Source organism: Microvirga lotononidis, assembly GCF_034627025.1.
GTDB classification, from domain to species: domain Bacteria; phylum Pseudomonadota; class Alphaproteobacteria; order Rhizobiales; family Beijerinckiaceae; genus Microvirga; species Microvirga lotononidis.
Genome location: NZ_CP141048.1, coordinates 2700756 through 2725846, shown reverse-complemented (window position 1 = coordinate 2725846; position 25091 = coordinate 2700756). Strand labels below are relative to the sequence as shown.

Genomic DNA, 25091 nt, shown 5'->3' with positions numbered 1-25091 from the left:
TCAATCGGGACCTGAGACGGAATTGGGTACGATGACCATGCCCTTGACCCTGATTGAAGACGCACCCGCTATCAGGATACGAGGTCAGTCAAAGACATAAGTCTCAATATGGCCTTTGGTTTCCAATGAGGTAGTTCGAAATAGGTATTTCGAACAAAATCCCTGTGTGAAGCCCGATACTTTGTTCGTCGATGCAAGGGGGCGGTCTTGTTGCTTCTATCGGGTATACTTGAACTCAAATTGTCCGCAGAGACCGATTGAATCGAAGGCAGTCATATGAAGAGAGATCCCAGAGGCAGCACCATCCGTCCTCCTTCGTTCAACCCAACTCTGCAGGAGCAAAAACCCCCTCGACCTCGATGAGAGTGCTGAGATCCTTGAAGCCCACCGATTTTCCCGCCTCTTGAAGGATCATCGCCACCAGAGGTGACTGGATCTCTCTGACGGTGCCTGATTTTCGGCAGACAAACGATATGCTCGTTTCATCTCTCTTTGGTTGTGCCGTCAAATCGGCCAATGCAAATGCGCGACTCGACTTGATCCGGCGTACGAGACCGGACTCCACGAGAAAGTCGAGAGCCCTGTAAACAGAAGCGGCATTTACCCGACGTCCCTCGGTGCTGATGTAAGAGGCGATATCATAGGCGCCGATTGCCCCGCCACGCAGCGCAATCTCGCGAAACACGCGACGCCTTAGAGAGGTGAACTCGAAGTTCTCTTTCATGCAACGCTGTTCGGCCATCCGCTCGAGTTCGTCAACATCTGGATCGGCGTCCTGTTTAAAGAGCGGCATCATTCTGAATTCGTCCTCGACATAGAGTGAAGTCGACAACCATCGTCGAAAGCTGCTCCATGTCCCGATCCTCGACCTTTGAACGCTTGTATGTCGAGCATGGAAGCAATACGCTTTCTCTATTCCATGCTTCGAGGCGTCATACCCCATTCAAAGAACTAGTTTTTGCTTGATTTCACCCGATACTCTGCTCGCTCGTATGCAATACCTACTTGGGAATTGAGGATGCAGTGAGAAATGCCTTTGATTGCGCAAGGGCGTGGACTGGGAGGAGCGGAACCTTTGTGCCGCCGATCCCCATCCTTGGAACCCTCGTAAGATAGTTTCCAGTCAGCGCATGTTCCCCGTATGCCCGAGCGAATAGCGCCCGGGCTGGGGCCAGACGGTAAGGCCATGCGGGCTCTGGCCAACGTGTACGCTCGTCATCTCGCCGGTTGCGGTGTCAATCGCATAAACCACGCCGTCGTAGCGGCCAGACAGCCAGAGCTTTCTTCCGTCCGCACTGACATTACCCATGTCGGGACTGCCGCCACCAGGGATCGGCCATGTCGTCTCGACTTTGCGCACCGCAAAGTCGATCACAGAAACGCTTCCCGGGCCGTGTGGCGGGCCACCGGGCCTATGGGAGCCGCGGTTTGTTACGTAGAGCTTCGTGCCGTCTCGACTGGGATAGAGACCGTGCGTGCCAAGGCCTGTGGGAATGAACCCGACCTCGGTCAGAGAGGCGCCATCCACCAGGAACACCCCGTCGGCCAGCATATCGGCTACGTAGAAGACATTGCCGTCCGGCGATATCCGAATGTCCTGGGGCATGCCGCCTTTCGAGAGCCGGAGGAACCCGACGACGGCATCCCTAACCAGATCGATCTTGACGAGGCTGCCGCCGAACTCGCAGGTGAAAATGACGTAGCGCCCATCGATGGAGAAATCGGCATGGTTGATCCCCGCGCATTGCGGAACCGGCAGGCTGTGCTGCAGCGCCATCGTTTTCGGATCGCGAAATTCGAGTCGGCGATAGGCCTCGGCTACGACGATGGCCGAGCGGCCATCCGGCGTGAAGTACATGTTGTACGCATCGGGCACCGGGATCGGGCGACCAGGCTGGCCGCTGACGGGATCGATCGGCAGGAGGCTGCCCCGCCCGTGTCGCTTTTCCGCGCTACCCGCCACCCATAAGGTCCTGAGATCCCAGGACGGCACCACATGCTGTGGGTTATGTCCCGCCTTGAAACGGCTCACGACCTTGAAGGTCTCTGGATCGATGACATCCACGATGCCGGATTTTACATTGGGCACATAGACCCTCGGCAAAGCCGATCCGGTGGCCGGGTTCAGTTGCCCGGCAGAAGCTTCACTGTAGAGATTGGAGGGATTGATGACCGACGGCATCCCGGGAAGGACGTCGATGGCGGCGGGTTCCGTCGCGCTCTGGGCCGTTGTTCCGTGCGGCGCACAGAGCAGGAGTGCCATCAGGCACAAGGCCATGGGATCTAATCGGATCCGCTGCAACATGCTTGGCTCCAACGAGAGCCAGAATAGCTTCCGCGAGAGAACCGTCAAGTTAACGATATGAGGCGAAAGCGCAGGTCCTCTTTCGGCAGATCATAAAGTCGCCTGAACTCCGGCCTCTCGCTCTGTCCCAAATTGGGCGCAACTTCGTTCGGCATATGCTTCGATGGACCCCGAATCAGAATGATAAGCAGACATCGGTGAACTCCCGAAAAACTGTCCTGCGATCCAACAGGGACTTGCAGTTGCGGATGTCGTCGGCCGGAAAAACCACGTGCAACCGGCATCTCAAGATCCGGCCAAGGCTGAAGCGCGGCACGTCCCGCTGACATTCACAAAGCGAAAAAGGTGCCGCCGGGACTTTCCCCGAGCGGCACCTTTTCATGCCCATACCTCTAATCAGATCACATAGAAATCATGGTAGTAAAGCTTCACCTTGTTGCTGATATTCGCAAACTTCACCTGGGCCGTTTTTCCTGTGCCATCGGCATCGTAGTACAGGTCACCGGTCTTCTTGTCGTAGATGATCCGGTCATCCTTGTCGTGCGCCTTTTTCCCCTCATAGAACATACCCGACTTGAACTTCACCGGCTTGGTTGGCGTTCCCTTGCCCAACTTGGTGAAGATGGCGTTATCGAGCCAGATACTGTCATCCGATGACTTGAAGTCGTATATCTTATCGACGTTCTTGGTCTTGTGCAGGCGTGTGTCGAAGACGAACGCGTCCTTACCCGACCCACCGTACAGCTTGTCATTCCCTTCCAAGCCGTAGAGCTTGTCGTTGCCGCCCTGCCCCTTCAGAACATTGGCGGCAGCATTGCCGCGAAGAACATTGGCGCCATTGCTTCCTACCAGGGGAGCGTTGGTGCCGTCTGCGAGAGACACACTGACGGACGAGGGAAGTCTCGACAGATCATAGGCCGTCTTCAAGAGGACCATGTTGGCTCCCCCGGCATCGATGATCACGTCGCCGGGATTGTCGATGACGAAGATGTCATCGCCCATACCGCCGATCATCGTATCGGCCCCTTCGCCGCCATCGATCCAGTTGCCGGCATCATTCCCTATGATGGTGTTGTTCAACCCATTGCCTGTGAGGGAAAGGGCTCCGAAGCCAGTTGCGGCGAGCGCCTCGAAATCTGCACCAAGCATGAAACTTTCCGTCGTCACTACTGTATCGTAGCCCGACCCGCCTGCTTCGCTAATGAAGTCGGTACCGTCGACATAATACGTGTCGTCGCCCGCTCCGCCATACATGACGTCGCTGCCACCCTGGCCAATGAGGATGTCGTTTCCGTCTCCGCCTTGAAGAACGTTATTGCCGCCATCGCCGTACAGAACGTCGGCAGAGTTACTACCGACGACATTCTCGATGCTGCTGTAGGTGTCACCCTCGGCGTAACCGCCTGAGCTCATTCCACCCAGCACCACCGTCACACCCGCAGCCGAACCCGAATAGTCGACCGTATCGATTCCAGCTCCGCCATAAAACGCATTCGCGCCCGCATCGCCGACAAATATATCGTTGTAGTTGGAGCCGATGACATTCTCGATGCTGTCATAGGTATCCCCTTGAGCGTCACCGCCGGCGCCGAATTTGGCAGCGAGGTTCACCATGACGCCAGCCGTTGACCTGGCATAGGAGACGGTATCGATACCTCCTCCACCACGCAACGTGTCTGCTCCCGCCCCGCCTTCGAGGGTATTGGCATTGTTGTCACCGATCAGCGTGTCGTTCCCGGATCCGCCGATAAGCCCCTCGATTTCTATTGCCATGCCATCGCGGCTATAACGATCGCCGGCCGCCTCGCCTGTGTTCTGGGTAGGGTCTGCGAGCGATGCCGTTATGCCGGTTCTCGCGTTCTCGTAGGATGCGAAGTCGATCCCGGCGCCGCCGACCATGGTGTCGGCGCCCGCCCCCCCCTGCAGGACGTCGTCGCCATTGCCGCCATCCAAGAAGTCGGCGACTGCACCACCGATCAGGGTATCGTTGCCGTTATAGCCGAAGAACTCGTTGTAGGTATCGACGCCGATGAAGGTATCGGCATAGTGAGTTCCGCCATAGGCCAGGATGTTGATAAAGACGTCGCCCTTCGCCTCACCCGTACTCTGGTTCGTATCCTTCAAGTTCAGTGTTATGCCCACACCTGCCTTGGAATACTCATAGGTTGCGATATTCCAGCCTGATCCGCCATCAAGAGTATCGGCGGCTATGCCCGCGCCGCCATAGAGCCGGTCGTCGCCCTCGGCGCCCATGATGCGGTTTGCAACCGCGTTGCCGCCCAGGACATCATTCTCGCTGGTGCCGCGCAGGTTCTCGATTGAGAAATAGGTGTCGCCCAATGCATCTCCTGTATTGGCGAAATCGCCGCCGAGGCTCGCCGCCAGACCTCTACCGCCGTAATAATCGGCCAGATCGGCGTCACCTGCGCCGCCGTCGAGAAGATCCGCGCCTGTACCGCCATGCAGTGTGTCATTCCCAGCGTCGCCATAGAGCTTATCGTTTCCGCCATGGCCGCGCAGGACGTCCCCGCTATATTCGGAGCCGTAATAGATATCGTTGCGTGCGGTGCCTTCGACTGTGACAGGCGCAATGCGAGGATCGAAGATCGAGGTCCTGATCGCTGACCCTCCGGGATAGGTCGGATCATGCCAAGTGATGGCCAAGCGACCGTCGGCCATCTCCGAAATCTCCGGCGCTTTCTGCTGGGAGAATTCCTTAAAGCCTAAGTCGTTGATGAGAGCCTTCTCGCCCAGCGTTCCATCCGCATTGACGATTTGCAGGAATATGTCGCCGTTATCGACCCTGCCATTTCCGTCGCGAGTGGTTTCACTAAATAGAATAGCAATCCGACCTCCCCTGAGCGCCGTCGCGCCAACGAAGTCGTTTTCGTTCAAGCCGCTGGATGAGATCTGAACACCAGTGCCGCCGATCGTATCGAACTTTGCTCTGAGGATGCTCCCTTGGTTATAGATGACGACGAAGTCACCATTGGGATTGCCCGCGGCATCCTTCAGGGCAACGACATCGGACCGAGCCCCCGGGCCGATACTGGTCTGAGCGTCATGATTGCCGTTGAAGGACATGACACGGTAGTACTGGGTACCGCTAATAGAGTAACTAAAGCGTTTTTGATCTGGGCTTGAAGCCATTCGGGTGGGCTGCGCGTTGACTGGGATATGGCCCAGGAGGCGAGCCATGCCCCAGCCCTATTCTCCTGATCTGCGTGAGCGCGTTCTGGTCGCCTGCGCACGCGGCGACCTTCCTCAGGTCGAGATCGCCCGCCGCTTCCAAGTTTGCCCGGCCACCGTGTCGAACTGGCGCCGCCAAGAACGCGAGGAAGGCCGGCGTGCTGCCAAGCCGCACAGCGGCGGCGTGCCTTCGCGCCTGGATGCGGCAGCTCTCGAGGTGCTGCGTCAGCTCGTGATCGAGGACAGTGACGCACTGCTGCGCGAGTACCGTGAGCGCCTGGCCGAGCGCACTGGCGTGACGGTGTGCCTGGCGGTGATCTGCGAGGCGCTCAAGCGCCTCAAGCTGCGTCCTAAAAAAAGACCCTTCGGGCGGCCGAGCAGGAGCGGCCCGAGGTTGCCGCCGAGCGCGAGGCTTACCGCCAGCAGATGAGCGTGCTTCCCGCGGAACGCTTGGTATTCCTGGATGAAAGCGGCGTCACCACCAAGATGGCGCGAACCCATGCGCGCGCTCCACGCGGGCAGCGGGCCTATGGGTCCATCCCGCTCGGCTCCTGGCAGCGGCTGACGGTGTTAGGAGCACTCGCCTGTGAGGGTCTAGTCGCCACGATGAGCATCGAGGCCTCGACTTCTACTTCCGTGCTGCTGGCTTATCTCGAGCAGATTCTAGTGCCGGCTCTCAAACGCGCCAAGCCGGATGCCATTCTGGTGATGGACAACCTGCGCCCGCATCACGCCACGGAGGTGCGGGATCTGCTCGATCAGGCTGGGATTGGACTGCTGTACCTGCCGCGGTACTCCCCGGAGTTCAACCCGATCGAGCCCGCCTGGGCCAAGGTGAAAGAGCGGCTCAAGGCGAAAGCGGCGCGCACTCTCGAAGCTTTGGAAGCAGAACTCAAACCCGCCCTCGACACCATCACTGCAAAAGATGCCCAAGGCTGGTTCAGGCACGCCGGCTATGCCCTACACTGAAACCAAAAGCGCTTTAACCACAAACTGGTTGTCGTTCACGATGGCAACATCGACGTACTGAGCGGCAGATACGGATGTGACCGGCTGGTTAGAGAGGATCTCACCATCGGAATTGTGTACCGCGAAACTGACGCCGGTGCCTGTACGGTAAACCGTGACAAATCCACCGTCGGACCTGCTTGCAACCGCAGGACGGTCCCAGTCACCGATAGACAAACCCGAGGCCAGGGTCTGTGTTTGTTTGATTGTCCCATCTGCCTTAAAGACGCGGGATTTGACGCTCCATAGATTGGACCCGGCTGATTCCTGCCAGCTCACAACGAAGTCGCCCTCGGACCCATAAGCCTGGATTTCGGGATCGTATTGCCTGTCGCCTGCCGTTTCGACGGCTGTTCTGGTGCCGACCATTTGTCCAGCGCCATCATATTGCTGGAAATAGACCCGGCCTTCCGTTGAATCGCTCCAGGATACGACGTATCCCCCGTTCGGCAGATTTGTGATGTTGCTTTTTCCGATATTCGACTTCGCAAAGACGATACTCTCGTCGTGCCAGATCCTGAACGTCATATCTCATCCTTCCCATCTCTAACCGGGCTCGATCCACTTGCGATCGAATCGAGATCCGGCTTGTGTGAGAATGAAATTGGCACGATCGACGGAGGGCCTCCCTAGGCGAACAACTAGGAAATGCGGGGCGAACGCGCTTTACCTCTACCGATGTGTGCTGACGCACTCATCCGTGCCCGCGTCCTCCAGTGCCACTCGTATGGACCTTCTTCCCGTTGAGCCCCCCTGAAGAGTCGGCCCTGTCCCGTTGGTTCACAGTGTCGCGCGAACCATGCCGCTCAGCAGCCCGTCGGGCCAATGAAAGATCTGCAGGATCAAGCTCTGTTGGCCGGCCGATGATTGGTGCGCTAATCCGTTCTCGCGCGAGAGAACCGGATCATGGAAACGCTTGAGCGTCTGAGGACCGCCGCTGTTCCGAATGATGTCGGATCCCCACCACAGAACATTATAAAAATTGATTGGAATCTACGGAATGTTGGACCGGAAAGGCTTTACGACTTTCGAGGGTCCCTGCTTTTCGACAAAAAGACGTTTTGGCAGGGAATGATACTCCATAAAAGATAAGCTTATTCATGGCCACAAGGATTGATACGCAACGCCTTCTACGAAAATTAACCTCAAATCTGCAACTAATGTCCTTTGTCCCAAACAGTCAAACTATATTATATATACCATCAACATGACATCATCAGCTATCGTCATTATCCTATGCGGAGATCAGAGATGATCGGCTTTGAGTAAGGTCTTCTCAATTGGCTAGAGGTTACGAATTCGGGAACTGTTCGTCATAGCCTTAATATCGTCATCTCATAAACCGTGACGACTTCATGATGTCATCATGCCTCGGCAGACAAAGTCTTTCGTGTGTTCGAATTTAATCAGACTGGTTGGGGTAGGTAATGCCTGAGAGTAAAGTAGTCGCCCAAACAATTCTTGTCATCGATCATAACGAGAGCAGCCCAGCAGCGTTCGCGGCATCCCTTCTGAACGAGAAAGGCATCATCCATTTGCATGAAGCGGCGACCCTCAAAACTGTCTAACTCGTGGAGGTGTCAGCGACGTGCTGTCACCTAAGGCTTTCGCTTGTCCAGTTTCGGGCTGCCGGTTTGGGGTAGAAAATGCCTGTGAGTAAAGTAGACGCCCAGACGATTCTTTATGTGGATCAGGATGATTTCAGTCGAGCATCATTCGCGTCATCTCTGCGAGACATTGGTTACTACGTAAAAGAGGCGGCAAATGCGGATGACGCAATCGCATCTTTATCGAATATTCTTCCCGACTTTATTATCTGCGATAGCGCATTGCCCAACATGGCCGCGACGGAGCTGCTGAGGGTCGTCCGTGAAAGATACGACACCTTGGACGGAACGCCATTCATTCTGGTCTCCGATTATGCAGATTCCGAAAGTGTGCTCAGTCTGAGAGAACTCGGTGCCGACGATGTCATCTTGAAGCCTATCGACTTACGCACCATGAAGCTGACGCTTCAAGCATGTCTTGCACAGGTCAAACGCCTGCAGCGGAGTAACGCACACGCTTGGAAACCCGCGGATCCAGAACGCTATGGACGTTACACGGTCGACGTCCAAGTCTCCTTCTCGAACCTTGCCGGAACATTGGACGGAATGTCACGAGGGATCATCTACCTTGATAGCTCCGGCAATATAAAGAACATGAACCGGACTGCTGAAGCTATTGTCTCTGAAGGCAGCTTCTTGAAGGTCGCGTCCGGCCGGCTCTGTGTAATGCAAGCGCCGCCAGCTCGTACCTTGCGGGAGGCCATTCGCGCCGCCACGAGGGATCAGCCAACCGCTAGCGTCGTACCGATTCCTCGCGAAACACAAGCGCCACTTGTTCTTCATGTCTGCCCTCTGGATATCAAAACTGGGACAGGATTACCGACCGTAGCTGTCGTGGTTATCGATCTGTCCGTGAACCCGCCTCTGTCCGCATCAATCATCGCGAAGATCTACGACCTCACGCGCACAGAGGCGCGGATTGCTGTTGCCTTGGCGGATGGGAATAGGCTCGACCAAATTGCAAAACAGTTCAATGTGTCTTCGGCGACTGTATCATTTCATGTCCAGAACCTCTTTCGTAAGACGAGAACGACCCGGCAGAGCGATCTGGTGGCTTTGCTGATGCGGAGTTCGATCAGTGCCCCTGTCCTGCAAGTCGCCGCGTGACGACGAGGAGGCAGGGGTACGCCGCTCTTGAGATGTACGCTCTCAAGAGCAGCGTACCGGAGGTGCTGAACTGGGCGATCTGCGACAGGCGTTCCCAAAACTGGATCTGGGCATCAGCGGTTGCAGCTCGACCGCATTGTGCTTTCAGGACCCGGCGTACTGGCGGGCCTCGCCACGCAACGAAAGAGCCAGCGCCGCAGCAATCACAGCCATTCCGCCGAAGCCGAAAAGATCAGGAACCTCATCGAAGAGGACGTATCCGAAGAACAAAGCAAAAGGGAGCTGCACATAGGAAACCGGTGCCAAAGTCGTAGCCGGTGTAATCTGGTAGGCCCTAAGGCTCATCCATTGACCGACGACGGCAAGAAGGCCGATCAGGAGGAGGGCTGCCAAATCCCATCCCCATCGTGGTGGTATCCAAGTCCACAGAGCCGGCGACGCCAGCAGGCCAGCCATCACGATGTTGAAATGAGCCAGCAATACGGGCTGCGTTTCATGCCTCGTCAGAGACGGCATCATCGCTCCCATGGCGCCATTGCAGATGGCTCCCAAGAGCGCGACGAGCGCCATTGCATGGATTCCCTCGGCGGATGGCCGCATCACGACCAGCATACCCACGAAGCCTAGGAACAGTGCCAACACGGTCGCGCGCGTCAATTTTTCTTTCAGGAAAGCGGATGCGAGAACCGCCGTCCAGAAAGGTGCTGTGAAGGCAATGGCGATAGCATTGGCCATGGGCATGTTCATCACGGACGCCATGCCAAAAGTCATCCCGCCAACGCCGAGCAGCGCTCGGGCCCACGACAACCATGGGCGATTGGGGCGAAGGATCGCGAGTCCATACCGGACGATGAAAGGTGTCAGGAAGAGACAGCCGATCGTCACCCTGACAAACGCGATTTCAAGCGCACCGATATGCCCCGCGAGCGTTTTCGCTATTGCAGCAAGAAGCGTAAAGCACGCCATGCAGCCAATCATCCAGAGAGATCCCTGTATGCCCACGGAGACGCCGCCCGGGGATATTTTCAGCGATCGATCCAAGCCAGCCACGTCGCTGCCGTCCAGGAGAAGTGCGCGCCACCTAACCCTTCACTCGTAGTCGGTTCCCAATATTCGTAGAATCCGGAAGATTGTATGAGCGAGCGAAGGTCTTCGCGGACCCGGCGCGCGAGATCGCTGAAACCGTATTCGGCGAGGCCCACGCCGATCATCCAGTTGACGTTCGGCCACACGGGACCGCGCCAGTAGCGACGTGGTTCGAAGCGCAGGTCCAGCGGCGAAGTGGAGGGCACGAGGTATCGTACCGCCCTGCCCCACTCTTCGAGCGCCTGCACCATGCGCTTGGCCTGAGCATCATCCGCGACACCTGCATAGAAGCCGAGCATGCCGCCGGATGTGCCGATCTCGATCTTCTCTCCGGTCAGCATGTCGAGAGGGACATAGCAGCCCTGTGTCTCACTCCAGAGGCGGCTGAATGCAGTCCGACCTCGTGCAATCCAGCCTTCGATTTCAGCCCGATCATTCTCTATGCCGAGTTGATCGCTCAAAGCTAGGAGGTCTCGGTCGGCGCGGTGCAGCACACAATTGGTGGTGGGATCGAGGACCTTGAATGGCGTTTCTGCCCACAGAACTTCGGGATCCCAGCCCGCGCGTTTGAAACGCGTCACGAGAGCCATGTAGCGGTCGTAATCGCTCTTTTGCGGACGTTGGTCGACGGCGATGTAGGCGGTATCCCGGCGCTCGTAAGGGTCGAGAATATCGGTTGGAACATTTGCCATGGGCGTGTCCCACATGGCGCTGTTGTCCATCCCCGATTCCCACGGATGGTAGATTGCGACAAGGCCCGTTCTTTCGGGATCGCGAGCTGCGCGCCACCAGCGATGTGCGCGAACGAGCACGGGGTAGAGCTCACGGGCGGTCTTTTCGGCGAGGGCCTGGTCGCACGTACACTCGAGCATCCAGCGCAGATGGGTCGCGAGAACCGGCGGCTGCGAGATGCCCGAGGTCGGCGGCTGATGCGATGTGCCCCAGGCTCCGGGGCCGGGGGAATAATTCGGATCGACCTTGTGGAAGATGATATGAGGGATCATGCCGTCGGGCCATTGCCCGGTCGCGAGGCGCCTCAGTTCCTCCCAGGCGCGCGGCTCGTTGAAAGTCTGCCACCCCAGAGCCGAGAAGCCGGAATCCCATAGCCACTGATAGGGGTAGAGCCGGGCAGTCGGCACCGTATAGCCACCTCGGTCGTTGTCGCGCAAAACCCGTTGCGCGTTCTCACGTGTTACGGAGCTGCCCTGGTCCAGCATGTCATGTCCTTTATTCGTTCAAGCTGCGGCCCGAGGCAACCAGCACAGACGGTCGGAATGGGGCCTGAGCCACAGCGTAGCGCCGGCCTTCACCTCAAGATCGGGCGGCACCGTTGCACGCAGCATCTGCCCGTCCACGTCAAGACTCAGGAGCAGGTGCGGGCCGAGCGGCTCGATCACCATCACGTGCGCCGGGAACGCATTCGGTGAATTCGGAGTGACGACGCTCAGATCCTCCGGTCGGACGCCCATGACGGGCTCGCTTGGCAGGTCGACTAAGGCCGCGATGGCAGCCTCCCCTATCAGAACCTGTCCACTCCCTCGCCGCACATTGAGGAAGTTCATGGGAGGATTACCGATGAAGGATCCGACGAAACGGGTAGCAGGGCGCTGATAGACGGCCATCGGAACGTCATACTGCTCCACATCCCCATTGCGCATCACGGCGATGCGATCGGCAAGGCTCATCGCCTCGACCTGATCGTGGGTCACATAGATCGTCGTCGTGCGGCTTTCCTGAAGGAGCTTTTTCAATTCCGTACGCATCTCGAGGCGCAGCAGCGCATCGAGGTTTGACAAGGGCTCGTCCATCAGCAGCACCTCCGGCTCAACAGCCAGGGCACGCGCAACCGCAACACGCTGGCGCTGCCCGCCCGAGAGCTGCGCGGGATAGCGTTCGAGCAGATGGTCGATATGCATGAGCTGCGAAACGCGGCCGACCTGCCGCTTGACGTCGCCATCTGGCTTCTTGGCCATGCGGAGCCCGAAGGCGATGTTCTCGAACACCGTCAGATGCGGAAAGACTGCATAGTTCTGAAACACCATGGCGATGCGCCGCTGGCGAGGCGGCAAACGGGTCACGTCGCGCCCACCGATACGGATGCTGCCGGAGCTAGCTGTTTCAAGTCCGGCGATGATGCGCAGAAGCGTCGTCTTCCCGCAACCCGAAGGCCCCAGAAGTACGACGAACTCCTGGTCCTTGATCTCAAGACGGATCTCTTTCAGGGCGTTGATGGAGCCGAAGCTCTTGCTCACCTGGTCGACAACAATATCGGCCATTACGAACTCCTATCGGCTGGTGACGCCCCAAAGGCTGAAGAGATAGCGGCGAACCGTGAAGATGAACACGACCGCCGGAACAACGAGAAAGAAGCCGCCCGCGAACTTCACGAAAATCGGCGCTTCATCGAGCATGGAAAGCAGAAATGCCGTGAGTGTACGCTCGCGCAGTGTCAGGAGGGTTGCCGCGAATACCTCGTTCCACGATACAACGAAAGCGAATACCGCCGTCGCCGTGAGCCCCGGCAGCGCGAGCGGCAGAAGAACCTTGCAGAAAGCCTTGAAGCGCGAGCAGCCGAGAATCCAGGCAGCCTCCTCCAGCTCGCGCGGAATTCCAACGAAGAGGCTCGATGTCACCAGCACGGCGAAGGGCAGCGCCAAGCAGGCATGGACGATGGCGACAGCATAGGGCGTATCGTACAATCCGATCTCGATGAACCGAACCGCCAAAGGCAGCGCAAGAATCGGCACCGGGAAAGCGCGGGTCAACAGTACAAGCACTCGGTAGCCATTCTTGCCTGGGAAGGTGAAGCGCGCCAGGGCATAGCCGGCGGGTGCACCGAGCGCGAGCGCGAGAACCATAGTGATCGAGGCGGCGATGACTGAGTTCATTGCGGCATTCAGCATGCCGGGCAGCTCGAAGAAGAACGCCACCGACGTCCAGCTGAACTGCTGGGGGAAAATCTCCTTCGGCCATTTGAAGGTCGACCGACGCTCCTGGAGAGCGCTGACGACAAGAAAATACACCGGAAGCAGAGACCAAGCCGCCAGGAAAACCGCTGCGGAGTAATAGACGGCGCGATTGCGGTTCATGGCAGCATCTCCTCGTGGACGCGCAAGAGGCGCAAATAGAGAAGCACAGCGATAACTGAGATCGCGAGGATCAGAACCGCATAGGCTGCGGCAACCCCCGAATTCTGATAGGCGCCCTGCCAGAGATACGCCTCGCCGACGAGCATCGGGAGATTGCGTCCAGCAAGCGCCATGACGAGAGAGAACATCTCGAAGGCCATGACGGTGCGCAGAATCAAAGCTGTCTGGAGACTAGGGCGAAGCAGAGGCAGTGTGACCTTGAAGAAGCGCGTCAAAGGGCCTGCACCGAATACTTCGCTGGCCTCATAATATTCCCTCGGAATCATCTGAAGACCCGCGAAAAGAATGACGAGCACGATCGCCGTGGCACGCCAGACTTCACTAACCACGACGGCGGTGAACAGCATGCCGAGGTTCTCGTGGCTCAGGAGAAGCTGCGGCCCCTGAATGACACCAAGTTCGAACAGGAAGGAGTTGAGGAATCCACGCTCGGTGAAGATCGCAAGCCAAACGATGCCCGCGGCGAGATCGGAGATCCCGAGCGGCATGGCGAAAATGTAAAGGAACGTATCGCGCCCACGGGTCAGCTTCGTGAGCAGCAGCGCCATGGCAAGCGCGAGCATCACCTGAAGGGGCACGACGATGCCAACGATCAGGAAGGTATTGCCCAGAGCAGGTATGAAATGGAGATCTTGCGCCATACGGACGAAGTTCGTGAGTGACCAGTGTCCCTGACCGTCCTGGAAAGCAAGAATTGCGGCATCGAGCATCGGCCAGAGGAAGAACGCCACGAGAAACAGCGCGCTTGGCGCGAGCAGCAGGAAGGGAAGGGACGTGCGATCGGACACAGGCGGAGCCTCGGAGCGGAGGTCTGAGAGAAGGCTTAAGGCCTAGGGCGGCGACAAGGCCGCCCTCGGTCGCTCAGCGACATCAGTCGAGCATGCAGGGAGCGCTGCCTGCCGGATCAGGAGCCCAGCAGGGTGCCTTGGTCTCGGCCACAATGCTGTTCAGGATCTTGATGCTATCGTCCAGAACCTTACTGATATCCTGGTTCTGCACCACGATCTGAGTGAAGGTGTCGAAGAAGACCTTGTTGAATTCGCCGTTCTTTGAGCCGAGGCCTGCTGGGATGAGCGCAGGAAGCGCATCGGCTGAACCCTGCATGGCGGTGATCGCGCCTGCCGCGTTTCGCACGCCCGCCGGAAGGTCGCTCGGCAGATCCATTTTCACGACTGGAAAGAAGCCCGTCTCGACCAGCGTTGCAGCCTGAATCTTCGGCGAAAGCAAGTGGCGCATCACGTCGACGGCCTTCTCGGCAGCAGGACCGCCTTCTGGCAGGGAGAAGCCGGCCAAAACCGGCATGAAGGCGCGCCCCTTGGGACCTGCCGGCGCCGGGAAGGCGACGAAGTCGGTCGGCATGTCGCTGAGCGCCGGCAACAGGCGCGCCACGTGATCCCAGGCGACCATTACGTCGCCCGCCATCAGCGGCTCGTTCATGAAGCCGTAATTGGTCGAGGCCGGGTTGGTGACGGACCAAAGCGCCTTGAGATCAGCCCACATCTTCTGGGCGTCGGGCGAACGCCATTTCTTCAGTGCTGAGCCGCTGTAAGCGGGAAGCGTGTAGCCCTGCAGGAAGCGGTGAAGCAGCCCCTTCGGGCCCGCCGGCAAACCGATCTGCTTCTTGCCGGTTGCCTTTTCGAGGTTTCGACCCCACTCGATGAGTTGCGTGTAGGTGAGCTTGCTGAGGTCGGCCCCCGGCGGCAGCTGTTTCAGCGCATCCTTGTGCGCGACCATGATGAAGGTCGCCTGCATCCACGGGACGAAATATTGCTTGTCCGTCCCGAACTTGCCGAGATCGATCAACGCCTTGTCGAACTGAACGCCATCCAACTTGCCGATTATGTCGTCGACAGGCTTCATGACTCCGGCGGCAACCATAGGCGCCATCTGCCCGTGCAGCGCACCGTAAAGGGCAACGGAGACTTTCTTGCCCTCCTTCTCAGCGATAGCGCGGGTCACCATAAGGCTATCGTCCTCGCCGACGAAGTCCACCTTGTGCGGCGCGTTCTTGAGCAGGACGGAGCGGACCTTCTGCGCTTCCTCCACGGGGCGGAACTGAGTGGACAGGAATACCACATCCTGTGCCTTGACCGTTCCTGAAATTGCGATCGAGGCGATGAACGCCGATGCCAGAACTGTTTTCATGCCGCCCCTCCTAGGAATTCTCTCTGATTTGCTTTTCGTTGTTGATTTTGTAGTCATCACTGCCTCAAGCCGCTTCTGCCCGAGGTGGCCTGACACGGCGGACGGCCGTGGGAGGATCGCGTTACGAACTCCGCCTGCATGAGACAGTTCAGCTGTGAAGCCGGTGCGCCGGTCGAACGGCGCTGAAGCATGTCGACCAGAGTGCACCCGATGTCCCGAACCGGCTGGCGCTGTGAGGTCAGCGGAGGACTTGCGAAGCGTGCATAGGGATTATCGTCGAAGCCGACGATACTGATGCCGCCGTCGCCGACTGGAAGAGATAGCTCGCGACAGGCCTCGATTGCTCCAAAGGCAATATCATCGCTGATGCAGACCAAAGCCGTCGGAGCGTCGGATTGGGACAGGAGAGAAAAGGCTGCCCTCCGCCCGCCTTCCGCATCTGGCGCAGCCTCTGCCATCCATTTTCCGCAAAGCTCCGCGGGAATCCCCTCGGCGACCAGACAATCCCGCCAGCCGGCGGTGCGGTGGCGCACGAAGTTCAGGTTGCGTCCTGTGTGAATCAGGCCAATGCGTCGGTGCCCGGCCTCGATCAATCGCCGGGTCATCGAGAAGAAGGCAGCATGGCCGTCGAGATCGACCCACGGAAAAGGATCGGCTATGGCATCGGACCGGCCGAAGGCGACGAAAGGAAAATTCTCGGCCAAGAGAAGACGGATGCGATCATCGTCAACGCGGGTGCGTGTGACGATGACTGAATCCACCTTTCGTCCTGCGAAGAGCCGCTTATAGCTCGGCTCTTCGTCCGGCCCTGGAGGACAGGACGTCACGATGAGATCCAGACCGTCGCAACGCAGGCGATTTGAGATTCCGGCGAGCAGCGCACTCAGGAACGGGTCGCTGAAATTGCCCTCAGGGGTCGGAAGAACGATGCCTACGGCATTCGCTCGGCCCTGCCGCAGGGAGCGGGCCACGGCATTGGGCGAATATCCGATGCGCTCCGCGGCCTCCAACACCCGGCGACGCGTATCAGGAGCGATATCGGGATAATCGTTGAGGGCGCGCGACACGGTGGTCACGGAGATGCGAAGCTCCTGCGCCAGCCTGCGAACACCCAAGTGTCCCTCCCGGTATCGTTTCGTTCAGAGCCGAAAACGTTTTCGTTTATCAATATAATTACGTTGCATAGACGGATGAACGTGTCAACTATCTTCCAGCTTGCCCCTGCGATCCAATTGGAACGCCGAAACAAGAGATTCGAGGGCTGTCTCGGTTTGGCGCGGGAGTGACCCATTTTCCAAACCGAGGGGGAGAGTAAGCTTGAGCTTTCGAGGATGGCGTTCGCAGGATCAGCCAGTGCCGTTGGGAGAGTGCAGGCTGGTTTCGGGAAGAAGCCGACGAGAGCCTAACTTAGCGCCGCTTCTGCCGATTGGGCCTCAACGGCACAGTGCTGGATAAACCAACACTTCGCGCAAACGCGACGGCCGCTCTCGTCCAAGTGACACCCTACGCCCTCTGTTCGAGAATGGCGATCGAGCGTTGATTGATGGAGCCGGGTTGGGAGCAAAGGCTTCGCAGTGAATGGCAGCCCAAGGCTGATGGAATGGGTCTGGCAGCACGCGAATACGGACTGGCCATACGCTCTTTATCGCTCAGAGAGTTCGCAATCCTGCAAAAAGCTCCGCGAACTCCGACACGGTCCGATGGAAGACCGGCGGCTCGCCGAAGGGCGCAGGTACCGTGACGTCCTGCCCTCCCCTGAACGTCCTGTCGGACCAAACATGGACCCATTCCGCCCCTTCCGGAAGATAGAGGCTCCACTCCGATTTCCCCGCTTGCCACACAGGCGCCACGAGAAGGTCGGAACCGTAGAGATAGGCGTCCTGGATGGCGTAGGTTCGGGGATCCTGCTCGAAATGGAGGAACAGCGGACGCTGTACCGGCAGGCCTCGCGTCGAGGCCTCCGCCACGAGCGATTTCAGGTAAGGCGAGAGATGGACGTAAACTCTCGTCATCCTGGCGAAATGTGCGAGGACCTGAGGGTCCTCGTCGATCTGCAGGTTGTCGCGCGGACGATTGCCTTCGTGGGTGCGCATGACCGGCGTGAACGCGCCCATCTCGGCCCAACGCATGATGAGCTCCGCCGTGCGCACATTGCCGAAGAGGCTCGTGTAGCCGCCGATATCCGAATGGTGATAGGCATTGCCGAGAAGCCCCGACGAAAGCGCTCCCGAGATCACCGTCACAAGGCCGTCGTGTCGTGTGAAGTCGACCGACTGGTCCCCGCCCCACAAGAGCGGGCAATGCTTCTGAACGCCCGTGAAGCCGGCACGCATGAAAAAGAGAGCCTCGCCGGTCTTGCCACGGCTGGCGACCGCACGCGCATTCACCTCGGCCCAGAGCGTCGGCCACGCATTGTGCATCAGCTTCGCGTCGATGCCATTGGATAGCTTCACGTCGATCGGCAGGTACTCTCCGAAATCGGCCATCCATCCGGAGAGCCCGAAATCGAGCATGTTCTTCCCGATCACCCGCTCGGCGAACCAGGCGGCCGCATCCGAATTGGTGAAGTCGACCACCCCGCAATCGAACTCGCCGAAATCCACGAGTGCCGTCTTTCCGTTTTCATCTTTGGCGAAGTAGCCCGCAGCCTCTGCTTCCGGGAACAGTGAGCCGTCGACGGCGAGATAGGGGTTCACGTAGCCCAGGAAACGGATGTCGCGCTCCTCCAGCTCCGCAATCCGCCCGCGCAGATTAGGATAGCGGTCATCGTTCGCCTTCCAGTCCCAGAATAGACGCGCCCCGAATGTAGTGTGGCGCAAGCCGATCCAGTCCTCGCACCAGAGGCCGGATACCTTCGCTCCGGCGGCAACGATAGCCTCGAGCCGCTCGAAGGAGCGGGCGCCATCTTTCAGGCCGATGATCGCACCGTTATAGACCCATTCCGGAAGCGGCGGTTGGCGGCCGAAGCGCTCGGACATGGCTTCGACGAGCGATACGAAGGAAGGCCGCGCCGTGAATTCGATCCGCTCCGGGATGGCCCAAACTTCGATCTCGTGGAAGTCCCCTCGGCGGAAGTCGAAGGCCGAGTAGGCTGTCGTCTCGACATGCAGCGCATAGCGTCGGGACGAGAGATAGGTCGGCTGCGGATAATTGGTGTTCCAGTAGTCGCCTCCCGACTTGCCGGAAACATCGGCCTTGAAGGTGATTTCCATGGTCTTGTCGCGGCCGACCCCTGGCTCCGATGTCCAAAGAGGAAAGCGGCGACCACGCATGTCGAAGTACGACATCTGCTCGCCGCCGCCCCAGACATGCTCGCCCTGTTCCGTCGCGATGCGGATCCAGATCCGGTTGAGAGCACCATCCTCCGAACGGAAGGCGATGGCGCCGTTCTGATCGTCGCCCGAGACCTGAAGGCTCAAACGGGTCTTCTGCCCCGAGGCCGCAGAGAAACCGATCTCGGATCCGACGACGACCGCATGGGCGAGCGGCGTACGTTCGACGACATAGTCCTCGATGTCGAAGTTGCCGCGATACATGTCCATCCGTGCATCGCCGTGCCCCACGAAAAGACACGGCGCATCGATGCGATGTCGCAGGATCAGCCTTCCATCGAGAACGATATCGAAGCCGCCGTCGGTCGTCAGAATCTGCATGGGACACTCTCAGTTCTGGGTCAGGCCTGCGTCGACGATGAAGTTCGCCCCCGTGCAGCCGATGCTCTCGTCGGAGGCCAGGAACAGAGCCATCTTCGCCACATGGCTGCCGTCGAGCCGGAACTTCAAAGCCTGGAGATCGAGAAATTGCTGGTTCAGTTCGGGCGTCAGCCAGAGCTGTCTCTGGCGCTCCGTGAGGATGGCACCCGGGACGATGCAGTTGACCCGGATGTTGGACGGCCCGAGCTCGCGGGCGAGGGTCCGGGTCATGCCATTGATCGCAGCCTTCGCAGTCGTGTACCCGACCATGCCGGGACGGCCCCGCATCCACGAGATGGACCCCAGCATGATGATGGAGCCGGAACCTCGCGCCGCCATCCCTTTCGAGACCGCCTGCGTGGCGAAGAACTGATGATCGAGATTGAGCGCAAGCGCCTGGCGCCAGTAATCGGGTTCGATCTCGGCCATATCGTGCCGATCGTCCTTGCCCGCATTGTTGACGAGAACATCGATGCCGCCGTGATCGCCTTCGATCCTGGCCAGCGCCTCGCGGAGCGCCGGGATGTCGGTGACATCGCACGCCTGGAAGGTCGCGCCCGTTGCACTTGCCAGCGCCCCTCCCGGTTCCTTCGCAATGTCGATGAACGATACGCGTGCACCTTGCGACACGAAGGCTTTCACCATCTCCTCGCCAATCCCCGACGCACCACCCGTGATGACGACGGAGCGGCCCTGGAGAGAATGGTACTGGACGGTTGTATAATCGGATGCCATTGCCATGGGGACTTAAATTCAATCTCAATAGGCTGCGGTCGGAGCATCCGAAGGTGCAGGTTGATCGCGCAGGGCGCCCAGCCACTCGGAGGCGCGGCTCGTCATCATAGCGATGTCGGACGCCACAGCGACGTAGCTGTAGCCATAATCGATGAAGCGGCGCACCATGTCAGGGTTGGGGCCAACGATGCCAACGGGCTTGCCCGCAGCACGGGCCATCTTGGCAGCCTTCTCGATCAGCGCCTGAACTTCGGGATGCGCGATATTGCCGATATGGCCCAGGGTAGCCGCGAGATCGCCAGGCCCGACGAACAGAGCGTCGATGCCAGGAACGGCCGCGATGTCCGGCAGCCGATCGACGGCCTCCGGCGTCTCCAGCTGGACGATCACAGCCACCTGATCGTTGGCACGCTTGAGATAATCCACGGCGCGGCCGAACCGCGACCCGCGATGCACTGCGGCGACGCCGCGAACGCCCTCCGGGGGATACTTCGCAAACGAGACCGCTTGCAGGGCCTCCTCGGCGGTCTGAACGAACGGGAGCATGATCGTCTGAGCCCCGGCATCGAGCACGCGCTTCACGAGCACTTGGTCGTTCCAGGCGAGGCGTACCACCGCATCGGCGGGCGTGCAGCCGATGGCGCGCAGGATATGGGCGAGATCCGACACTTCGATCGGCACATGCTCCATGTCGACGACGAGGAAGTCGAAGCCGCTGTAGCCCATCGCCTCGGCGCTTGCGGGAGCCGCCGCCATGAGCCAAGTGCCCAGCGGCGGGCGTGGCCCCTCGCCCTTCAGCCAGCCCTTGAAGCGGTTCTCAATGTCGATCATGGCGGGTCCCTAGAAGATGGACGGCTCGACCACCGGGCCGGGCGCGCTGAGGAAATCGAAGTCGCAGCCCTGGTCGGCCTGCGAGACATGGCGCTGGTAGAGGGCCGCGAAGGACCGGCCATAGACGTGCGCGGTCGGCTTCCATTCAGCACGGCGGCGCTCCAACTCGTCCCCATCGACCTTCATGTCGAGGCGACCGGCTGCGACGTCGAGCTCGACGAGGTCGCCCGTTCTGAGCAATCCCAGAGGGCCGCCCACGGCCGCCTCCGGGGCAACGTGCAGGATGCAGGTGCCGTAATGGGTGCCGCTCATGCGCCCATCGCAGATGCGCACCATGTCACGCACTCCTTGGCGAAGAAGCTTCTTCGGGATCGGCAGATTGCCCCATTCCGGCATGCCCGGCGCCCCGACGGGGCCGGCATTGCGCAGCACGAGAACCGTGTCTTCCGTGATGTCGAGATCCGGATCGTCGATCGCCTTGTTCATCTCAGCGGGGCTGTCGAAAACGAGGGCCGGCCCGACATGTTTGAGGAATTTCGGATTCGCCGCCGAGGACTTCATGACGGCGCCGTTCGGGGCGAGGTTGCCCCGCAGGAGCGCCAGCGTCTTGCCGCGCGAGAGCGGGACGACGGGATTGTCCTCGCCGCGAATGACATCGTCGTTCCAGCACTCGGCCCCGGCGATGTTCTCACCGAGCGTCCTGCCGTTCACCGTCATGGCCTCCCGGTCGAGATGGCTCTCCAGCTTCCTGAGCAGCGCGAGCAATCCGCCGGCGAAATAGAAATCCTCCATCAAGTATGCGCCGGACGGGAAGAGATTGGCGCAAACCGGAACCCTCCCGGCCATGTCGGACATGTCGTCGAGGGTCAGGTCGACGCCGGCCCGGCGCGCCATCGCGATCAGGTGCACGGCGGCGTTGGTGGAGCCGCCCAGCGCCATGTATGTAACGAGCCCGTTGCGGAAGCTCCTCGCGTCGAGAAACCGCGACGGTTTCCAGTCCTCCCAGATCATCTCGATGATGCGCTCGCCGCAGAGGGAAGCCATGCGCGGATGACCGCTGTCGGCGGCCGGGATCGAGGACGCGCCGGGAAGCGTGAGACCCATGGCGTCCACGATGGACGTCATGGTGGAAGCCGTTCCCATGGTGTTACAGGTACCGATGGAGCGGGTCATCCGGCTTTCCAGATCGACCCAGTCGTCTTGCGTGATGTTGCCGGCCCGGAGTTCGTCCCAATACTTCTTGGTGTGAGTTCCCGCGCCGGTCTTCTGGCCGCGCCACTGCCCGTTGGACATCGGACCCGCCGGGCAATAGATGACCGGGATGTCCATGCTGATCGCTCCCATGAGAAGCCCGGGCGTGGACTTGTCGCAACCACCCAGCAGAACGGCCCCGTCGATGGGATGCGAGCGCAGGAGCTCCTCCACTTCCATGGCGAGAAAGTTGCGGTAGAGCATGGTGGTAGGCTTCACCATCACCTCGCCGACCGAGAGCGCCGGCAGCTCCACCGGGTAGCCGCCCACCTGCCAGACACCGCGCTTCACGGCCTCGGCGCGGTCACGTAGATGCGAATGACACGGGCTCAGGTCACTCCAAGTATTGATGATGGCCACGACGGGCTTGCCGAGGAACTCTTCCCGCCGCAGGCCCATCTGCTGCGTGCGCTGGCGATGCGCGAAGCCGCGCATGTCGTCCGAGGCGAACCAGCGCTGGCTCCGCAACTCTCCGATGGATCGGCGTGTCATTTCGAACAGATCGGATCGTCAGGATCGAACCGTCGCCAAGCCTGTCTCATGGGTAATGTCCTTTCTCGTCGCTCGGTAGCCGATAGGACCCGCTCTCAGTCCTGAAAGGCCGGTTTACCCTGCACGACTTTGATGGATCCCGCCGGCGTTTCAATCCGGATCTGCCCTTCGATGCCGACAGGATGAATCGAGACCGTGTCGAAAGCTGGCCGGTAGGCACCGCTCGTGTCGAGAGACATCACGAAATCCCGACCGCTTCTCTGGAGCTGGAAGCGAAGCTCCAACCGGCCTTTACCCTGCCAGTCCGATGTATCGCCATCATCCTCATAGAGATCCGCGTGGGTGACGTCCTGCGGAGCCCCGAAGACGATCAACTCGCGCTGCGTATCGGTGCTCGGTTTGATCCCGTCGATCTGCCGCGTCACAGGGATGATGGCGCCACAGCGCACGAAAACAGGCAGGCGCCCGAGAGGAGCCTGGACCGTAATGATCTGCCCGCCCTCGAAGTGGCGGCCGTCGTGGAAGTCGAACCAGCCGCCCGCATGTTCCGGCAGATAAACCTGTCGGTCCTGGGCCCCCTCCTCGAGAACGGGCGCTACCAGAATATCCGGTCCCATCATGAAGCTGTCCTGCACATCGAGAGCCGAACGATCTTCAGGGAAGGAGTAGAACAGCGGGCGCACGACCGGCTCGTTCTCGCGTGAGGCACGCCACATCTGGGTGTAGAGATAGGGCATCAGCCGATAGCGCAGCTTGATCACGTCCCGAACCTGCGGAATGACGCTCTCGTGCATCCAGGGAAGGTTGACGATGCCGTCGTCCTTCCAGGAATTCATGACCATGCGTGGCCAGAGCGCGCAGAACTCGACGAAGCGGCAGAACAGCTCAGCATTCGGGCTGGGCCCGTGGAACCCGCCCACGTCATGCCCGATGTTGAACATGCCGGACAGGCTCATGTTGAGCCCTTGAGTCAGATTGAACCGAAGAGTCTTCCAGGCGGTCTCGTTGTCGCCGGACCATGTCTGCGCATAGCGCCACAGGCCCGCCGCTCCCCCGCGCGTGATGGCATAGGGTCGCTTTCCTGGCGTATGGGCCGCCTGCGCCTCGTAGGACAGCTTCGTCATGAGAAGCGGCTGCGCGGCCCGCGCCAAAACCTGCGGGAACGGGCGCCCGTCGCCGTTGCACACTGCATCCTCGTCCCAGATCTCGTATTCGTTGTTGTCGTTCCAGATCGTGACGACACCATAATCCAGGAGGGCGGATTGAATGCCGTTCCGCCACCAGGTGCGGCCATTGGGATTGGTGAAGTCGACGTGGAAGCCCAGGCCGTCCCAGAACTGAGCCACGGCCGGCTGCTCCGTCGCGCCGTCCTTGACGAGGATCCCCTGCTCCATCGCCTCGTTCAGCCGAGGATGATCGTCCAGGAGGCAAGGCTTGAGATTGGTGACCGGCTGCATGCCGGCTTCCTTCAGCCGGCGCATGGTGCCTGCCGGATCGGGAAACTTGTCGCGGTTCCAATTGAAGGCATAGCGGCGATGGCCGATGGAGGTATAGCCCGAGCCGAAATGGAAGCTGTCGCAGGGGATCTGATGATGGCGGCACTTCTCGATGTAGTCGGTGATCCTCGCATCGGCGTCGGGCGCATCCGCGATGGTCATCGACGTGGTGGCGAAGCCGAGAGACCATTTCGGTGCGAAGGCCTGACCGCCCGTGAGCCAGGAGAACCGCCGCACCACATCCGGCACGCTGGGGCCCGCCATCACATAGAAGTCGAGGTCGCCGTCCTGCGCGCTGTAGGACCGGAACGGCCCGTGATAGTTGTCGATCGTGCAGCCGAGGTCCATCTCGCCGACGGCGAGATTGTCGTAGAAGATGCCGTGAGCGCCCGTTGGCCCGTCGACCATGAGGAACGGGATCATCTTGTAGAGCGGGTCGCTGAGCTCCGCATCGAACCCGCAGGGGTCGACGGCGTCGATTTTGAAGCGGCGGCCCGTATGATCGAGAGGCCCCGCCTTGTCGCCCAGGCCGTAATGGCGCTCCTGATCATCGCGCGCCATGACGTGCTGAAGCGCGCCGGTCTTGCGCGACACGAAATAAGCCTGCGTCCGACGATCCTGCAGGAAGGGACGATTCTCGCCGGTCCGGTGCCAGGCAATTCCGAAGGGAGACAAGGTGACGATAGCCGTCAGGCCTTTAGCGGCAAGCACCACGGTACCGTCCTGTTCCGTGACGGATGCTTCCGGGCAGGCAAACCCCTCCACGGAATCCCTTGCTCTGCCTTCGTACGACGGCTCGCCCCCGTTGGGCGCGATGCTCCAGCCCCGATCGAGACGATGGCCGCCGTCACGCTTCAGGATGACCCGTCCGATGTCATGCTCGAGAATCCCGATGCGCATCTGCGTGTTCCAGCCCAATTCGAACACGGCCCAGATTCCGTCGCGGCCGCTATAGCGGCCCTCAGTCAATGCTTTCATCGAAAAAGGTCTCCTCAGGA

The 25091-nt window shown here is 59.8% G+C and carries 19 protein-coding genes; 3 read left to right on the top strand and 16 right to left on the bottom strand.

Annotation, left to right across the window (positions count from 1 at the left end):
- Positions 1-319: 319 nt before the first annotated feature.
- The 3 genes from U0023_RS12805 to U0023_RS12795 form a co-directional block, all read right to left on the bottom strand.
- On the bottom strand, positions 320-796 hold the full coding sequence (locus tag U0023_RS12805; RefSeq protein ID WP_009491285.1) for a Fur family transcriptional regulator: 477 nt from the start codon (positions 794-796) through the stop codon (positions 320-322).
- A gap of 327 nt (positions 797-1123) precedes the next feature.
- The gene (locus tag U0023_RS12800) at positions 1124-2305 is read right to left on the bottom strand and encodes a YncE family protein (protein WP_009491286.1); all 1182 of its coding nucleotides are present in this window, start codon (positions 2303-2305) and stop codon (positions 1124-1126) included.
- A 396-nt stretch (positions 2306-2701) separates the two neighbouring features.
- Positions 2702-5503, bottom strand: a complete 2802-nt coding sequence (locus U0023_RS12795) for a calcium-binding protein (protein WP_083861371.1) — start codon at positions 5501-5503, stop codon at positions 2702-2704.
- Here U0023_RS12795 and U0023_RS12790 point away from each other — a divergent pair.
- Both U0023_RS12790 and U0023_RS12785 read left to right on the top strand, forming a co-directional pair.
- Positions 5502-5924 carry a helix-turn-helix domain-containing protein gene (locus tag U0023_RS12790; RefSeq protein ID WP_009491289.1) on the top strand — a complete coding sequence of 141 codons (423 nt, stop codon included), beginning with the start codon at positions 5502-5504 and terminating at the stop codon, positions 5922-5924. The genes U0023_RS12795 and U0023_RS12790 overlap by 2 nt on opposite strands.
- Positions 5921-6463, top strand: a complete 543-nt coding sequence (locus tag U0023_RS12785; RefSeq protein WP_009491290.1) for an IS630 family transposase — start codon at positions 5921-5923, stop codon at positions 6461-6463. Before U0023_RS12790 ends, U0023_RS12785 begins: the two co-directional genes overlap by 4 nt.
- Here the strand turns inward: U0023_RS12785 and U0023_RS12780 are convergent.
- Positions 6455-7030, bottom strand: coding sequence for a hypothetical protein (locus U0023_RS12780; protein WP_009491291.1), 576 nt, complete (start codon positions 7028-7030; stop codon positions 6455-6457). The genes U0023_RS12785 and U0023_RS12780 overlap by 9 nt on opposite strands.
- Before the next feature lie 1124 nt (positions 7031-8154).
- Between U0023_RS12780 and U0023_RS12775 the strand changes: the two genes are divergently transcribed.
- The gene (locus U0023_RS12775; protein ID WP_040638416.1) at positions 8155-9216 is read left to right on the top strand and encodes a DNA-binding response regulator; all 1062 of its coding nucleotides are present in this window, start codon (positions 8155-8157) and stop codon (positions 9214-9216) included.
- A gap of 144 nt (positions 9217-9360) precedes the next feature.
- On the opposite strand, the gene U0023_RS12770 is transcribed toward U0023_RS12775, so the two are convergent.
- The 12 genes from U0023_RS12770 to U0023_RS12715 form a co-directional block, all read right to left on the bottom strand.
- Positions 9361-10194, bottom strand: a complete 834-nt coding sequence (locus U0023_RS12770; protein WP_009491293.1) for a DMT family transporter — start codon at positions 10192-10194, stop codon at positions 9361-9363.
- A 47-nt stretch (positions 10195-10241) separates the two neighbouring features.
- On the bottom strand, positions 10242-11519 hold the full coding sequence (locus U0023_RS12765) for an amylo-alpha-1,6-glucosidase (RefSeq protein WP_009491294.1): 1278 nt from the start codon (positions 11517-11519) through the stop codon (positions 10242-10244).
- 18 nt (positions 11520-11537) lie between these two features.
- Positions 11538-12578 carry an ABC transporter ATP-binding protein gene (locus U0023_RS12760; protein ID WP_009491295.1) on the bottom strand — a complete coding sequence of 347 codons (1041 nt, stop codon included), beginning with the start codon at positions 12576-12578 and terminating at the stop codon, positions 11538-11540.
- 9 nt (positions 12579-12587) lie between these two features.
- Complete coding sequence (locus U0023_RS12755) at positions 12588-13391, bottom strand: carbohydrate ABC transporter permease (RefSeq protein ID WP_009491296.1); 804 nt, start codon at positions 13389-13391, stop codon at positions 12588-12590.
- Positions 13388-14239 carry a carbohydrate ABC transporter permease gene (locus U0023_RS12750; protein ID WP_009491297.1) on the bottom strand — a complete coding sequence of 284 codons (852 nt, stop codon included), beginning with the start codon at positions 14237-14239 and terminating at the stop codon, positions 13388-13390. Before U0023_RS12750 ends, U0023_RS12755 begins: the two co-directional genes overlap by 4 nt.
- A gap of 82 nt (positions 14240-14321) precedes the next feature.
- Positions 14322-15596 (bottom strand): ABC transporter substrate-binding protein, encoded by a 1275-nt coding sequence (locus U0023_RS12745; protein WP_009491298.1) that lies wholly within the window; start codon positions 15594-15596, stop codon positions 14322-14324.
- A 56-nt stretch (positions 15597-15652) separates the two neighbouring features.
- Complete coding sequence (locus tag U0023_RS12740; RefSeq protein ID WP_009491299.1) at positions 15653-16711, bottom strand: substrate-binding domain-containing protein; 1059 nt, start codon at positions 16709-16711, stop codon at positions 15653-15655.
- Positions 16712-17245: 534 nt separating this feature from the next.
- Positions 17246-19249: an alpha-glucosidase gene (locus tag U0023_RS12735; protein ID WP_009491300.1), complete on the bottom strand. Its 2004-nt coding sequence runs from the start codon at positions 19247-19249 to the stop codon at positions 17246-17248.
- Positions 19250-19258: 9 nt separating this feature from the next.
- The gene (locus U0023_RS12730; protein WP_040638417.1) at positions 19259-20023 is read right to left on the bottom strand and encodes an SDR family NAD(P)-dependent oxidoreductase; all 765 of its coding nucleotides are present in this window, start codon (positions 20021-20023) and stop codon (positions 19259-19261) included.
- A gap of 24 nt (positions 20024-20047) precedes the next feature.
- Positions 20048-20854: an HpcH/HpaI aldolase family protein gene (locus U0023_RS12725; RefSeq protein ID WP_009491302.1), complete on the bottom strand. Its 807-nt coding sequence runs from the start codon at positions 20852-20854 to the stop codon at positions 20048-20050.
- A gap of 9 nt (positions 20855-20863) precedes the next feature.
- Positions 20864-22597, bottom strand: coding sequence for an L-arabinonate dehydratase (araD, locus tag U0023_RS12720; RefSeq protein WP_009491303.1), 1734 nt, complete (start codon positions 22595-22597; stop codon positions 20864-20866).
- Positions 22598-22692: 95 nt separating this feature from the next.
- Complete coding sequence (locus U0023_RS12715; RefSeq protein WP_009491304.1) at positions 22693-25071, bottom strand: glycoside hydrolase family 31 protein; 2379 nt, start codon at positions 25069-25071, stop codon at positions 22693-22695.
- Between the last annotated feature and the right edge of the window lie 20 nt (positions 25072-25091).